The following is a 13,161-nucleotide window of genomic DNA, read 5'->3' as shown; positions in this document are numbered from 1 at the left end:
ATGGCGCTCGTCCCGCCAGGGTCAGAGCGCCGGGATGCCGAGCCGGAACAGGGTGGCCTCTGTGGTGTCGGTCAGCTCGCCCACCCCCACCACGCTCCACAGCTCCTCCTCCAGTTTCTTGGCCTTGTGAATGGCGAACTTGGCGATGTAGTCCAGCTCGCCCGCGATGAAGCTGGTGTCGGGGCGGCCGGTGCGGGAGATGCCGACCAGCACCGAATAGAACTCACCCTGCTGCCGAGCCAACTCGATGAAACGGCGCTTTTGCTCAACCGATGCAAAACTGCTGGCAAGCTGGCTGCGAAACAGGGGAGTGCCACCCTTGGTGTGCAGTCCGGCGATGTAGACCTCTTCCTCTTCCGGCTTGTCTTCCCGCTCTATGGTGCGCAGGGGGTTGAGCAGCAGGGTCTTGAGCAGCGTTCCCTGGAACAGGGGGTAGAGGTTCAGGTGTTTCTCTTGTTCGGCGCAAGCCTGCAACAGGCCGGCGAGGCTGCGCTGTCTGGGCGCCAGCCCCAGCGCGGCGGGGCGGGGTGGCCCGTTGAGCTTGTTCACATAGACAGGGGTATTGAACAGGTGGTGGGTATAGAGGTTGCGCAGTGCCCTTGCCATGCCACGATAGCGTTTGTGCTCCTTGGTGGGTTTGAGCTTGTTCTGGTTGCTCTCGATCAGCAGGCTGAAAAACTGGTGGCCGATGTGGCGCTCTGCCGTCCCCTCGATGCACAGGTGCAGCACGGTACGACTCAAGTTGAGGCTGACCAGCCGATAGGGGAGGTGCTGCAGATCCATGTTCTTGGCGAGATCCTGCAGGCGGGGCAGGGCGACCTGGATGATGTCCCCCTTCTCGCCAGAGAACGGCTCCTCCAACTCTATCTGCATGCCGTGGGTCGAGATGTCGCGGGTCCAGCCGAGCCAGGCGCGATCCTGGTGGCGGATCACGATCGCCGTCTTGTGGACGTAGCGGGCCTCCTTGCGCAGTTGCACATAGTGCAGCGTCTCTATCTCGAAGGGGATCGCATGGATGTCGTGGCCGAAGCGTTGCAAGGCATTGGCGTTGTGCGTCTGACTGCTGTCGAACCGGAACTCGCCGCGCTGGTTGTCGAGCCCGATCTCCTGCAGCATGCCCACATAGCCCAGCTGGCCGAGCCGCTCGCGCAGCAACATGTCCTGCAACTGGTGCGCCCCTCCCGGCTGGCTGTCGAGATCGGCCTCGGCCAGGGTGCAGGCCTCCAGGCTGAATTTGTAGACACGCCAGCTGGGGCGGCGGGCACCTATCTGAAAGAACAGGGCAGTCAGCCCGCTCTGCTCAAGCTCTTCCCGGGTAGCGGAGAAGAAGTAGAGGTGGCTGCGCACCGAGTGGGTGAAGCTGTAGATCAGGGTTTCGCGAAGCCCCCCTTTGGCGGGCAACAGTGACGGCATGCGCGCTGGCGTGAAGAGGCTGGCGAGCATGTCGCGGTTCTTGGCGTCGCGCCAGTACTCGAGGATGTGCTGGTTGTTCTCGGTACGCAGGGCGATCTCGAGGCCAGGGGTTGCACCCTGGCCGAAGAAGAGCGGCATGCCGGTCATGCGCGGCAGGTAGAACTGTTCGTACCCCTTGATGATGGCGGCCGACAGCAGGTAGTCGACGCTGACCCGATAGCGGCTGCGGTTGCGCTCGATGAAGTCGCGCAGGAACGCATCGAAGGCGGGATGATCGTCACTCTTCACCAGCCGCAGCCAGAATTTTCCCTCTTTCTGCTCCTTCCCCAGGATCTGATAGTCGATCGACTGGCGCAGCATGGGGGTGGGGTGCTCGCGTTCCAGGCCGGTGAAGAAGACCTCGATGTGGTCGCCGGTCTGGTAGTCGGGCAGATAGGGGACCAAGACCCGGATCCCGCCGAGAGAGATGTCCGAACTCTTGGCCTGCAGCTTCTCTCCGCTCGCCAGCTTGAGCACCATGGGTGAGCTGAAGTGCATCCGCTCCTCCTGCCGGCCGTAGTGGCTGGCGAAGGGAATGGCATTGACATCGAAGGGGCGGAACGGGCTGACGGGCAAGGAGAGGCTCTCGCTGCGCCCCTGATTGAGCTTGCACCAGGCTTGCAGCGCCTCGTAGACCCCCAGGGTGTAGCTGTCCCGGTAGAGGTAGCACTGGGACTGGAACTGCTCGATGGCCTCGGCGGGCATGAAGTGGGTGACACCCTCAAACTCGTGTACCTGACAGAGGGGCCCCAGTTCGTTGCGCATGTCGATCACGCGCCGGCAGGGAGTGCACTTGCGCTTGAGCTCCATCTTCAGCAGGAAACGGCCGTTGGTATTCTCGTTCTGGGTCAGGCGGTTGAAGATCTCGTCGAAGTCCTTTTCCCGGAGCAGGGGGACCAGTTGTTCTATCAGGTGAAGTGGTTGTTCTGAATCCATGTATTCCTGCCGCGGAAAGTCACTTTTCCGATTCTGGGTTTGATCTGTCGGTCGCAAACCAGTATATCAAGCAGGAATTCATCCTGTCCCCGAGTTATCCATGGCCAAAAACAAAACCGCCTATGTTTGTTCCGAATGTGGCGCCGACTTCTCCCGCTGGCAAGGCCAATGCAGCGAGTGCAAGGAGTGGAACACCATCACCGAGGTCCGGTTGGGCGTCACGACACCGGGAAAGAGTGCCCGCTATACCGGTTATGCCGGTGCCATCGGCAGCCAGGTGCAGACCCTGGCCGAGGTCGCGACCACCGAGATCCCCCGCTTCAGTTCGGGCTTCAAGGAGCTGGACCGGGTGCTCGGTGGCGGTGTGGTGCCGGGCTCGGCGATCCTCATCGGTGGCAACCCGGGGGCAGGCAAATCGACCCTGCTGCTGCAGACCATGTGTGGTCTTGCACAGCGGATGAAGACCCTGTATGTGACCGGGGAGGAGTCGCTGCAACAGGTGGCGATGCGGGCCGGCAGGCTGGGCTTGCCCACCGACAAGCTGCGCATGCTGTCGGAAACCAGCGTGGAGCAGATCTGCATCATTGCCCAGCAGGAGCAGCCGCAGATCATGGTCATCGACTCGATCCAGGTGATGCATGTGGCGGATGTGCAGTCATCCCCCGGCTCCGTCTCCCAGGTGCGCGAATCTGCGGCCCTGCTCACCCGCTATGCCAAGCAGAATCATGTCGCCATCTTCATGGTGGGCCATGTCACCAAGGACGGCACCCTGGCCGGTCCCAAGGTGCTGGAGCACTGTGTCGACTGCTCCGTGCTGTTGGACGGTGCCCACGACTCGCGCTTTCGGACCCTGCGTTCCCACAAGAACCGCTTCGGTGCGGTCAACGAACTCGGTGTCTTCGCCATGACGGGGCAGGGGATGAAAGAGGTGAGCAATCCCTCCGCCATCTTCCTGAGCCGTGGCGAGGAGCAGGCACCCGGCTCCATCGTCATGGTGATCTGGGAGGGGACGCGCCCCCTGCTGGTGGAGTTGCAGGCGCTTGTGGATTACTCCCAGCTCTCCAATCCGCGCCGGGTGGCGGTGGGCATGGATCATAACCGTCTCGCCATGCTGCTGGCGGTACTGCACCGTCACGGCGGGTTGCAGATGGCGGATCAGGATGTCTTCATCAATGTGGTTGGCGGGGTCAAGGTCGAGGAGACCAGTGCGGATCTGGCGCTGTTGCTGGCCATGGTCTCCAGCTTCCGGGATCAGGCCCTGCCCAAGGATCTGGTGGTATTCGGCGAGGTGGGGCTGTCTGGCGAGATCCGACCTGTACCCTCTGGCCAGGAGCGGTTGCAGGAGGCGGCCAAGCACGGTTTCCGTCGTGCCATAGTGCCTCATGCCAACGCACCCAAGCATCCCATCGAGGGGATGGAGGTGGTGCCGGTGAAGAAGCTGTCCGATGCCCTGGAGGCCTTGTAACAGCGCAAAAGAGAACAAAAAAGGAGCGTATGACGCTCCTTTTTCACTGATGGTGAGTCAGGTGGGAGGATTGTGTTCCTTGTGTTCTTGCAGCAACTGCTCCAGCTCGCGATACAGCAGCTGCTCTTCCCCGATGTTCAACTCCATCATCCGCTTGAGGTGGGTGGCGCTGTCGATGTCGATGTGGTGGCAGTAGAAGCCCAGCTTCTTGCTGGCCTCATGAGTTAGCTCCACTTGCATCCTTATCTCGATGTCACTGCCGCCGAGCATGAAGCAGATCTCGTACTCCTTGTCATCGCTGCCGACCCAATCCTCGGGCCTCAGCAGCAGGGCGCCCTGCAGGGAGACATCCACCAGTTGGGTGTGCCACTGGTGTACTCCCTGCGTCAGTTTGGCGGCGGTCAAATAGAAGACTCGTGTAAAGTGGCGGCGCTCGGCCATGTTCATCTCCGGTCTGCGTGCGAGCACAGTGCTAACCATCCATGCCCCAGAGTGTAATGTAGCTGGCGCATCAGGATGTTGAACTGGCTCCGATATTGGACATCAGACCCGCTGTTTACTGAGGGATTCGACCACCTGAAGTGCCTTGACCAGCCTGTCTTCCTGCTTGAACCTGTCCTCCAGCACGGGCCCCAGCTGATTCAGATCCTCATCGAGCTGCAACAGCTGGGCCTCGTCGGCATTGCTGTATTTGTCGTTGAACTCCAGGGCAAACTCGGTGCAGGCACGAATATGGGGATAGATGCGTTTGGCCAACTCCAGCTTGTCACCGCTGGCTTGCTCGAAGGCGGTGACCACGTGGTTGTAGATCTCGAAATGACCGGCGCTGACGTAGTCGACCAGTTGCTCGCAGAAGCGCTGAAGTTCGACGTGACCGGGAAGGGAGCGCTGCTTGGACTTGGTGGGCATGAGCCCGGCCAGCCGCATGTATTCGACCAACAATGCCTGCCTGGCATCCAGCCAGTCATCGATTGCCCTGTGCTTGCCTGCGAGCGCGCGCTTGGTTTGTTCCAGTTCAGTTAACATAGTCCCTCCATGGGCATGGCATGAAGCGCGATGGCTGCAGGCCTTCGGTCATTCTCATCGACTGACGACACTCCTATAACTAGGGAAAATCCTGTTGACCGTCAATAGGAGTGTGGGGATATTGTTACATCAGGCGGGGGTTTGCATACAAGTCTCCGTCGGTTTCTCGTCCCGTGTCGCCAGTCAGGAGGGCGCGGGGACGAGATATGTGACTATTTCCGCAGATCTTGATGAAAACCCCAGCATTCAAGCCAATCCGGCTGATAAAGCCTTTGCCTGAGTGTTTTTTTTTGAATAGAGTGGCCCGGTGCTAAATGCCCGATCATAAAGGAAATGTTATGAACAAAGCTCAACTTGTCGATGCAATTGCCGCCAAAGCAGACCTGAGCAAAGCTCAGGCCAAAGTCGCTCTGGAAGAGATCATCAATGGTATTACCCAGAGCCTGAAAGAGGGCGATGCCGTTCAGTTGGTGGGTTTTGGTACCTTCAAGGTCAACCATCGCGCGGGCCGCACCGGTCGCAACCCGCAAACTGGCAAAGAGATCCAGATTGCAGCCGCCAATGTGCCGTCCTTTGTGGCAGGCAAGGCGCTGAAAGACGCCGTCAAGTAATCGCGTAAAGTAATCAAATGAAACCCGGCTTATGCCGGGTTTTTTCTTGCCATCTTCGTTAAAATTTGTTTCAGATACACTCAGGATATGGCATGCGCTGTAGTGAGGTGGATATGGAACAGAAGAATGCCATCCGGCAGGTGGCCGTGCCCTGGGCACCCTCCCGCCAACTTCCCCCCGGCCTGGTTGTGGCCGAACTGCATCAGGATATCTGGAGTGACAATCTGACGATCGTGTTGGGCCGCGCCCGCAGCATAGATCTGCCGCCGCAGCCGCTGTGCCGGGTCAGTTTCCGCCATATCTTCGCCGTGAGGGTGATGGAGGATTGCGATCTGGCGGAAGGGCGGGACAGCCACGTCATCGAGGAGCAGATCCAGCTGATAACCCCGTCCCGTTTCGCCAGCTGGTTCCATCAGGAGTCCGATGGCCTGCACCTGGACGAGGACTTGCAGCACTATCGCATCTCGACCTGGGATTATTGCGCCGACGTGCTGACCTCCTCCCCTCCGGAATTGCAGTTTGTGGCGCTGGAGGAGTGAACGGGCGCCATCATCCAGATAAAAAAGCCGGAACATCGCTGTTCCGGCTTTTTCTTGCCTGAGTGGCTGGCGGGATCAGCCGAGCAACTGCTCCCTGTGCAGGCCAAGCACGATCAGCAGCCCGATGAAATAGAAGACGCTGAGCTTGATGCCGAGGATGGCGAGCAGGCCGGCGCAGAGGCGTACCAGCGCCTTGTGTAGCCAGGAACCGGTGAAGCGATACATGGTTACTCCACCGACTCGGCGCTGACGAATTCCGGCACCTTGGCCATGGCGTCCAGCACCACCTGGATGCCTGCTCCCGGTTTGCAGGCATTCTCGCTCAGGTGACGACGCCAGGCACGGGCTCCCTGCATGTTCTGGAACAGGCCCAGCATGTGGCGGGTCATGTGGGAGAGGTAGTTGCCCTTGGCCAGCTCCTGCTCCATGTAGGGCAGCATCATGCGCACCACCTCGTGGCGGCTCGGCACCTCGCCACCCAGACCGAATACCCGGTTGTCGACTTCGGCCAGGATGTAGGGGTTCTGGTACGCCTCGCGCCCCATCATGACCCCGTCCACCTGCTGCAGATGTTCGAGGGTCTGCTCGAGAGAATTGACCCCGCCGTTGAGGGCGATGGTCAGCTCGGGATAGTCCTGCTTGACCTGATAGACGCGCGGGTAGTCGAGCGGCGGGATCTCGCGGTTCTCTTTCGGACTCAGGCCGCTCAGCCAGGCCTTGCGGGCGTGAACGATAAAGGTCTCGCAGCCGGCATCGCGCACCTGCTCGATGAAGGCCTGCAAGAATTCGTAGGAGTCCTGCTCGTCGATGCCGATACGGGTCTTGACCGTCACCGGAATGTTCACCACGTCGCGCATCGCCTTGACGCAATCGGCCACCAGTGCGGGCTCCCCCATCAGACAGGCGCCGAAGCGGCCATTCTGGACGCGATCCGACGGGCAACCCACGTTGAGGTTGATCTCGTCATAGCCACGCTCTTCGGCCAGTTTCGCACAGCGGGCCAGATCCGCCGGGTTGCTGCCCCCGAGCTGCAGGGCGAGCGGGTGTTCCTGCTCGCTGTAGCCCAGATAATCTCCCTTGCCGTGGATGATGGCGCCGGTGGTCACCATCTCGGTATAGAGCAGGGTCTGGCGGGTCATCAGACGGTGGAAATAACGGCAATGCCGATCGGTCCAGTCCAGCATGGGGGCGATGGAGAAGCGCTGCGCCTGCATAAAAATCATCCGGGTTGGCAAAAGAAGGGGCCGGATTCTACCACAACGTGAGACAGCCTCAGAAAATGAATTTTGTCGCCGCGCCAGCGAGGCCCTGTGATAGTATCCGGCTAATTGACAGGGTATCTGCGTGATCATGAATCAAGACCTACTTCTACAACGAGCGGAACGTCTCTGCGACCAGCGGGGGATCCGTTTCACCCCGACCCGGCGCCAGGTGTTCCGGCTGCTTGCCGCCCATGGCAATGCCATCAGCGCCTATGACCTGCTGGCCCAGTTGCAGCAGACCGAGGCCCATGCCAAGCCCCCCACCGTCTACCGGGCACTCGACTTCCTGCTCGAGCAGGGATTCGCTCACAAGGTGGAGTCGCTCAACGCCTTCATCTTCTGCTGTCACTTTGACCATGCCCATCCCATGCAACTGCTGATCTGCGATCGTTGCAAAGAGGTGGTGGAGCTGCATGATCCTGCCATCGACAGCGCCTTTTCCGAGCAGGCTCATCTGCATGGTTTTACTATTACCAACAAGACCATAGAGGCTCATGGCCAATGTGCTCGTTGCTCCGACACTGTAGGAAGTGAAGATGAAGGCTGATTTCGTAAACCCGTTCCTGCTCTCTTTGCTCAACGTGCTCTCCACCATGGCACAGATGGAACTCAAACCCGGTGCTCCCAAGCGCAAGACAGATGAGCTGGCGCGGGGGGATGTCTCCGGCCTCATCGGCATGGTGGGTCCACAGACCCGGGGATCGCTCTCCATCAGCTTCGAGAAGGGGCTGGCGCTGGAGATCATGCGCCGCATGCTGGGGGAGGCGCCGGCCACCATCAATGAAGAGGTGACCGACATGGTGGGCGAGATCACCAACATGGTGACCGGTGGCGCCAAGCGCATGCTGGGGGAGAAGGGCTATGAGTTCGACATGGCGACTCCCATCATCGTCTCCGGCCCCAACCACACCATTACCCACAGGGCCGATGGTGCCAAGATCATGATGCCGTTCGATTCCGAGTATGGCCGCGCCACCATAGAGATCTGCTTCGAGTAACCGCCATGTGGAAGATGCTGAAATGGAGTGTTATCGGGGGGGTAGTGCTGCTTATCCTGTCGGATATCGAGATCAGCACCTCCCTCTACAAGTACGAAGACAACAGCGTGCAGATCAACTTCCCGCGCTGGCAGGGCGAGCAGCCCTGGGGCACCCTGCGCTGGCATGCCGGTCAGGTCGAGAGCCACTGGTACGGCCTGGCAGGCAAACCCAAGCCGGCATCCGTGCTCTGAACACGAAACCACCTTGCAATGCACTCGTTGCACAAATGAAAGAGGCCAGCAAATGCTGGCCTCTTCTTTTATGTTGTTGGGGTAACGATCAGGCGGCTTCGGCAGCCAGCTTGTCACCACCACGTACCATGGTGCCCAGGCCGCAGGCCAGCAGGGTGGGCAGCAACCAAGCCAGGCCCTTGTCGAACAGCGGCAGGAAGGCGAACGCATCCATCTTCATGCCGGCTGCACCCAGACCGTCCAGGCAGCCGAACAGGAAGGCAACCAGCAGGACGGAGCGGAATACCAGACGAGGACGTCCGAAGTAGCTCTTCAGGAAGGTAACCAGCACCAGCGCCACGGCAACCGGATAGATGGCGACCAGCACCGGGATGGAGAGACTGATGAGCTGGCTCAGACCGACGTTGGCCACCACGGCACAGACGACACCCAGCAGTACCACCAACTTCTGGTAGCTCACGCCGGTGAGATTGTGGAAGAAGTCGGAGCAGGCGGAGATCAGGCCCACGGCCGTGGTGAAACAGGCCAGGGTGATGATGGCTGCCAGGATGAACTGACCCGGCTGACCGAACAGGCTCAGCACGTAGGCGTTGACGATGGCGCCGCCATTGCTGACGTCGGTGGCGACACCGGCCGCGGTGTTACCCAGCTGGAACAGGGAGACATAGACCACGGACAGGCCGATGGCGGAGATGATGCCGGCGATGGCCAGGTACTTGAACTGGCTCTGATAGTCGTGAATGCCTTTCTTGCGCAGCAGATCGACGATCAGGGCGCCGAACATCAGGGACGCCAGGGTGTCCATGGTGTTGTAGCCTTCCAGGATCCCTTTCACTAGGGGGCTGTGCTGATAGTCGCCGGACGCGGCGGGCATGGTGCCCTGGGGGGCGACGAAGACGCCGACGGCCAGGGTCAGCAGCAGCAGCATCAGCACGGGGGTCAAGTATTTGCCGATGGCATCCATCAGCTTGCCCTGATTGAGGGAGACCAGGATGGCGATACCGAAGAAGACCACGGTGTAGGCGGCCAGACCGGATTGACCCATGTCGCCGAGGAAGGGCTTGAGACCCATCTCGTAGGCCACCAGGCCGGTACGGGGAGCGGCGAAGGCCGGGCCTATGATGATGTAGATGGCGACGGCCAGCGCGGTGGCAACGCCTGTGGGCAGCAACTTGGTCATGCCGGCCCAGCCGTTACCGGCCTTGGCGACGGCGAGAATGGTGATGAGGGGCAGGCCCACGGCGGTCACCAGGAAGCCCAGCATGGCCAGGGAGAGGTGCTCACCCGCCATGTAACCGGCCAGGGGCGGGAAGATGATGTTGCCTGCGCCCAGATAGAAGGCGAAGGTCATGAAGCCCAATCCGAGTACATCGGACAATGTGAGTGATTTCGTCAAGTTCAACCTCGTCTGTCTTGTAAACTATTGCTTGTTATAGTTTTTTATTGGTCAGTGACCGGCGTTGTTCAGGGGTAAAAAAAAGGAGCCCCGCTGCTTTTTTCATCGCCACCAGTGGTTTGAGCTGGTCTTGAGCGGGCGCTCGTTTGCTAGTCAGCATAATGATGTGAAAAAATAGTTCAAGGCGAAATTTACATCTTCAAATAGAAGGGGTGGGTTAGTTGGATGTATCTGTCGGAATAGCCTCCGGCAGTAGAATGGATCACAATTTCACCCTGCTCACACCTGCTTAATCCTCTGCCAAGTAGCAATAAAACGCGATTTGCCTCTTTCCCCTCCCTGGTGATAACAGCTGTATAACAAAGGCTGTACAGATCATAATCTGCCGAGATGCATAAAATTTCATCTGCCATGGCGGTGGGCAGCACCAGCGCCAGCCGTCCATTCTGACTCAGCAGGCGACGGCTTGCCGCCAGCAGCGCATGGGGATCGAGCGCGCCAGTGTGACGGGCTAGCGCCCTGGCCGGATCGCTAAATACTTGACCTGCCACGAAATAGGGAGGGTTGGAGACGATGAGATCGTAAGGAGCCGCCTGATAATCCTGAATGGCGCTCTCTATGATGCTGACCCGGGTGGCCCAGGGGGAGGCCGCCACGTTATCCCTGGCCTGGTCCGCTGCATCCTTATCCAGCTCCACTCCGTCGATCCGGCAGTCGTTCGTGCTGCGCTGTGCCAGCATCAGGGCGATGAGGCCGCTGCCGGTGCCGATATCGAGCACCCGGTGCGCCTGTTCGACTGGCGCCCAGGCCCCCAGCAGTATTCCGTCGGTGCCCACCTTCATGGCACAGCGGTCATGGTCGATGTGAAATTGTTTGAAGGTAAAACCGCTGCTACGTCCCATCTGACCCTCGTTGCTCGTCTGCCATGGCGAAAATGGTCGGCGATTATAGCGGCTAAGCCACAGTCGCCATAGGAGCCGGCGGCATAATCGCCTATAATCAGCCGCTTCCTTAATGACCGAGTATTGCCATGAGCCAGTCCTTTGATGATTTCGACCTGAATCCAGCCCTCAACCGGGCCTTGGCCGAGATGGGTTTCACCCGCCCCACCACCATTCAGCAGATGGTGCTGGAGCCAGCCCTGGACGGCCGCGATATTCTGGCATCCGCGCCGACCGGTACCGGCAAGACAGCCGCCTTCCTGCTGCCCGCCATGCAGCACCTGCTGGACTTCCCGCGTCGCAAGCCGGGCCCGTGCCGCATGCTGATCCTCACCCCGACCCGCGAGCTGGCGCTGCAGGTCAGTGCCCATGCCAGGGCGCTGGCGGTGCACACCCATCTCAGCATCGAGACCATCATCGGCGGCGTCAGCCATGAAGAGCAGCTGCCGGCCCTGACCAAGACCACCGACATCGTGGTGGCCACTCCGGGTCGCCTGCTGGAGTACATAGAAAAGGAAGAGTTCGAGAGCCACGACATCGAGGTGCTGGTGCTGGATGAAGCGGACCGCATGCTGGACATGGGCTTCATCAAGGATGTGAACCGCATCGTGGAAGAGGCGCGTTACCGCAAGCACACCATGCTCTTCTCCGCCACCCTGGAAGGAGCCGGCTTGACCAAGTTTGCCAACGAGATCCTCAACGATCCGGTCGCACTGCACGCCGAGCCGCCCCGCAGCGAGCGTCGTCCCATCACCCAGTGGGTGCACCTGGCCGATGACGCGGCCCACAAGCTGGCGCTGCTGATCCATATTCTGAAGGATCCGCAGACCCAGAAGGCCATTGTCTTCGTCAAGACCCGCGAGCGGCTGGCGGAGCTATCCGGCCAGTTGCAGGCGGCCGGTGTTTCCTGTGCCTGGATCCGTGGCGAAATGGAGCAGAGCAAGCGCGTCGAGTCGATCCGCAAGTTCCATGAAGGTGAAGTGCCCTTCCTCATCGCCACCGACGTGGCCGCCCGGGGTATCGACTTGCCCAACGTCAGCCACGTCATCAACTACGACATGCCCTACGGCACCGATGTCTATGTTCATCGCATCGGCCGTACCGGCCGTGCCGGCAACCGTGGCTGCGCCATCAGCCTGGTAGAAGCCCACGACATGGCCATGGTGGCCAAGATCGAGCGCTACACCGAGGAGCGTCTCAAGCGCCGGGTGATCGAGGAGCTGCGCCCGAGACACAAGGAGGCGCGGGTGCCGGTGAAGAAGAAAAAGCCGAAGGATGGCAAGAAAAAGAGCGCCAAGAAGAAAAAGAAGTAATGCCCCATTGACGTTGAAACGGCCATCCTCGGATGGCCGTTTTGCTGCCGGTCTTCCGGGCCTGTGCCGGTGTGGTGAGAAGCGCGCAGAAAAAAGCCGACGCATTAACGTCGGCCAACAAAAAGTGCTTACAACAGAGGATTCATAGGTTCAGACCCGGGGATCCCGAACTTGGTTCCCTCCATTTGTAATTAATTTTCAGCGCGCTTGAACATCAGGGTGCAATCGTCGGACTCTTGTGGCACGAAATAGTAGCCAGCCTCATTGAACCCGGTCAGCTGGGTCACCTCGGTCAGCCGGTGCTTGATGATGTGGCGGGCCATCATGCCGCGGGCCTTCTTGGCGTAGAAGCTGATGATCTTGAACTGACCGTTCTTCTCGTCCTTGAACACGGGGGTCACGATGCGGCCCTTCAGGGCCTTCGGACGAACCGACTTGAAGTATTCGTCAGACGCCAGATTGATCAGCACCTCGCTGCCCTGTGCAGCCAGCACCTTGTTCAGGTGCTCGGTGATGATGTCACCCCAGAACTGATAGAGATCCTTGCCGCGCTCGTTGTCGAGGCGGATCCCCATCTCCAGCCGGTAGGGCATCATCAGATCCAGCGGTCGCAGCACGCCGTAGAGGCCGGACAGCATGCGCAGGTGCGCCTGGGCAAAGTCGAGATCCGCCTCGCTGAAATCCTCCACGGCGAGGCCGGTGTAGACATCACCCTTGAAGGCCAGCAGGGCCTGGCGGGCATTGTTAGGGGTGAAATCCGGCTGCCATTCGGCAAAGCGGGCGGTGTTGAGTCCCGCCAGTTTGTCGCTGATCTTCATCAGGCTGGCGATCTGATCCGGGGCCAGTTGCCTGGCCCGATGGATCAGTAGGGCGGAGTGATCCAGCAGCTCGGGCAGGGTGAAACGGGAGGTCACCAGCGGCGACTCGTAATCCAGCGTCTTGGCCGGGGAAACCACAATCAGCATAACTGTCCTTTACTAGCGGTGACG

Annotated in this window: 15 protein-coding genes; 7 read left to right on the top strand and 8 right to left on the bottom strand. The window is 60.0% G+C overall.

Annotated elements, in window-relative coordinates; translation table 11 throughout:
- Window positions 1-21: 21 nt before the first annotated feature.
- The gene (locus PG898_RS07220; protein ID WP_268433777.1) at window positions 22-2,388 is read right to left on the bottom strand and encodes a PilZ domain-containing protein; all 2,367 of its coding nucleotides are present in this window, start codon (window positions 2,386-2,388) and stop codon (window positions 22-24) included.
- A gap of 100 nt (window positions 2,389-2,488) precedes the next feature.
- Here PG898_RS07220 and radA point away from each other — a divergent pair, with 100 nt between their 5' ends.
- Window positions 2,489-3,853 carry a DNA repair protein RadA gene (gene radA, locus PG898_RS07215; protein WP_043128928.1) on the top strand — a complete coding sequence of 455 codons (1,365 nt, stop codon included), beginning with the start codon at window positions 2,489-2,491 and terminating at the stop codon, window positions 3,851-3,853.
- A 57-nt stretch (window positions 3,854-3,910) separates the two neighbouring features.
- On the opposite strand, the gene PG898_RS07210 is transcribed toward radA, so the two are convergent.
- On the bottom strand, window positions 3,911-4,294 hold the full coding sequence (locus PG898_RS07210) for a PilZ domain-containing protein (RefSeq protein ID WP_041207087.1): 384 nt from the start codon (window positions 4,292-4,294) through the stop codon (window positions 3,911-3,913).
- A 102-nt stretch (window positions 4,295-4,396) separates the two neighbouring features.
- A complete protein-coding gene (gene rsd, locus PG898_RS07205; RefSeq protein WP_270823624.1) occupies window positions 4,397-4,879 on the bottom strand; it encodes a sigma D regulator in 483 nt (160 codons plus the stop codon).
- A 338-nt stretch (window positions 4,880-5,217) separates the two neighbouring features.
- Between rsd and hupA the strand changes: the two genes are divergently transcribed.
- Both hupA and PG898_RS07195 read left to right on the top strand, forming a co-directional pair.
- Window positions 5,218-5,490, top strand: coding sequence for a nucleoid-associated protein HU-alpha (gene hupA / locus PG898_RS07200; protein ID WP_005305063.1), 273 nt, complete (start codon window positions 5,218-5,220; stop codon window positions 5,488-5,490).
- Window positions 5,491-5,603: 113 nt separating this feature from the next.
- A complete protein-coding gene (locus tag PG898_RS07195; protein WP_042649818.1) occupies window positions 5,604-6,029 on the top strand; it encodes a hypothetical protein in 426 nt (141 codons plus the stop codon).
- 75 nt (window positions 6,030-6,104) lie between these two features.
- Here the strand turns inward: PG898_RS07195 and PG898_RS07190 are convergent, their stop codons facing one another.
- Both PG898_RS07190 and dusA read right to left on the bottom strand, forming a co-directional pair.
- Window positions 6,105-6,254 carry a hypothetical protein gene (locus PG898_RS07190; RefSeq protein WP_005332250.1) on the bottom strand — a complete coding sequence of 50 codons (150 nt, stop codon included), beginning with the start codon at window positions 6,252-6,254 and terminating at the stop codon, window positions 6,105-6,107.
- 2 nt (window positions 6,255-6,256) lie between these two features.
- Window positions 6,257-7,243, bottom strand: coding sequence for a tRNA dihydrouridine(20/20a) synthase DusA (gene dusA, locus PG898_RS07185; protein WP_171275398.1), 987 nt, complete (start codon window positions 7,241-7,243; stop codon window positions 6,257-6,259).
- A gap of 136 nt (window positions 7,244-7,379) precedes the next feature.
- On the opposite strand from dusA, the gene zur reads away from it, so the two are divergent.
- Genes zur through PG898_RS07170 form a run of 3 tightly spaced genes read left to right on the top strand, consistent with a single transcriptional unit; the run spans window position 7,380 to window position 8,522 of the window.
- Entirely contained in the window at window positions 7,380-7,838 is a 459-nt protein-coding gene (gene zur, locus PG898_RS07180; RefSeq protein WP_041206428.1) for a zinc uptake transcriptional repressor Zur, read from the top strand.
- Complete coding sequence (locus PG898_RS07175; protein WP_005332255.1) at window positions 7,828-8,289, top strand: chemotaxis protein CheX; 462 nt, start codon at window positions 7,828-7,830, stop codon at window positions 8,287-8,289. The genes zur and PG898_RS07175 overlap by 11 nt, the downstream gene beginning before the upstream one ends.
- Before the next feature lie 5 nt (window positions 8,290-8,294).
- A complete protein-coding gene (locus PG898_RS07170) occupies window positions 8,295-8,522 on the top strand; it encodes a hypothetical protein (RefSeq protein WP_005332257.1) in 228 nt (75 codons plus the stop codon).
- Between the two features lie 88 nt (window positions 8,523-8,610).
- On the opposite strand, the gene brnQ is transcribed toward PG898_RS07170, so the two are convergent.
- Both brnQ and PG898_RS07160 read right to left on the bottom strand, forming a co-directional pair.
- Window positions 8,611-9,873, bottom strand: a complete 1,263-nt coding sequence (gene brnQ, locus PG898_RS07165; protein ID WP_270823687.1) for a branched-chain amino acid transport system II carrier protein — start codon at window positions 9,871-9,873, stop codon at window positions 8,611-8,613.
- A gap of 236 nt (window positions 9,874-10,109) precedes the next feature.
- Window positions 10,110-10,820: a tRNA1(Val) (adenine(37)-N6)-methyltransferase gene (locus tag PG898_RS07160; protein ID WP_139743691.1), complete on the bottom strand. Its 711-nt coding sequence runs from the start codon at window positions 10,818-10,820 to the stop codon at window positions 10,110-10,112.
- A 128-nt stretch (window positions 10,821-10,948) separates the two neighbouring features.
- Between PG898_RS07160 and srmB the strand changes: the two genes are divergently transcribed.
- Window positions 10,949-12,172 carry an ATP-dependent RNA helicase SrmB gene (gene srmB, locus PG898_RS07155; protein ID WP_270823625.1) on the top strand — a complete coding sequence of 408 codons (1,224 nt, stop codon included), beginning with the start codon at window positions 10,949-10,951 and terminating at the stop codon, window positions 12,170-12,172.
- Between the two features lie 191 nt (window positions 12,173-12,363).
- Here srmB and yaaA read toward each other — a convergent pair whose 3' ends face one another.
- On the bottom strand, window positions 12,364-13,137 hold the full coding sequence (yaaA, locus tag PG898_RS07150) for a peroxide stress protein YaaA (RefSeq protein ID WP_270823626.1): 774 nt from the start codon (window positions 13,135-13,137) through the stop codon (window positions 12,364-12,366).
- Window positions 13,138-13,161 lie beyond the last annotated feature (24 nt).

Source organism: Aeromonas sp. QDB31, assembly GCF_027707605.1.
GTDB lineage: Bacteria > Pseudomonadota > Gammaproteobacteria > Enterobacterales > Aeromonadaceae > Aeromonas > Aeromonas media.
Note: the sequence above shows the minus strand (reverse complement) of the source record. Positions and strands in the feature narration are given on the sequence as shown.

Coding starts and splice junctions, on each gene's coding strand:
- PG898_RS07220 (WP_268433777.1), bottom strand. CDS start 2,388: ATGGATTCAGAACAACCACTTCACCTGATAGAACAACTGGTCCCCCTG.
- radA (WP_043128928.1), top strand. CDS start 2,489: ATGGCCAAAAACAAAACCGCCTATGTTTGTTCCGAATGTGGCGCCGAC.
- PG898_RS07210 (WP_041207087.1), bottom strand. CDS start 4,294: ATGGCCGAGCGCCGCCACTTTACACGAGTCTTCTATTTGACCGCCGCC.
- rsd (WP_270823624.1), bottom strand. CDS start 4,879: ATGTTAACTGAACTGGAACAAACCAAGCGCGCGCTCGCAGGCAAGCAC.
- hupA (WP_005305063.1), top strand. CDS start 5,218: ATGAACAAAGCTCAACTTGTCGATGCAATTGCCGCCAAAGCAGACCTG.
- PG898_RS07195 (WP_042649818.1), top strand. CDS start 5,604: ATGGAACAGAAGAATGCCATCCGGCAGGTGGCCGTGCCCTGGGCACCC.
- PG898_RS07190 (WP_005332250.1), bottom strand. CDS start 6,254: ATGTATCGCTTCACCGGTTCCTGGCTACACAAGGCGCTGGTACGCCTC.
- dusA (WP_171275398.1), bottom strand. CDS start 7,243: ATGCAGGCGCAGCGCTTCTCCATCGCCCCCATGCTGGACTGGACCGAT.
- zur (WP_041206428.1), top strand. CDS start 7,380: ATGAATCAAGACCTACTTCTACAACGAGCGGAACGTCTCTGCGACCAG.
- PG898_RS07175 (WP_005332255.1), top strand. CDS start 7,828: ATGAAGGCTGATTTCGTAAACCCGTTCCTGCTCTCTTTGCTCAACGTG.
- PG898_RS07170 (WP_005332257.1), top strand. CDS start 8,295: ATGTGGAAGATGCTGAAATGGAGTGTTATCGGGGGGGTAGTGCTGCTT.
- brnQ (WP_270823687.1), bottom strand. CDS start 9,873: ATGACCTTCGCCTTCTATCTGGGCGCAGGCAACATCATCTTCCCGCCC.
- PG898_RS07160 (WP_139743691.1), bottom strand. CDS start 10,820: ATGGGACGTAGCAGCGGTTTTACCTTCAAACAATTTCACATCGACCAT.
- srmB (WP_270823625.1), top strand. CDS start 10,949: ATGAGCCAGTCCTTTGATGATTTCGACCTGAATCCAGCCCTCAACCGG.
- yaaA (WP_270823626.1), bottom strand. CDS start 13,137: ATGCTGATTGTGGTTTCCCCGGCCAAGACGCTGGATTACGAGTCGCCG.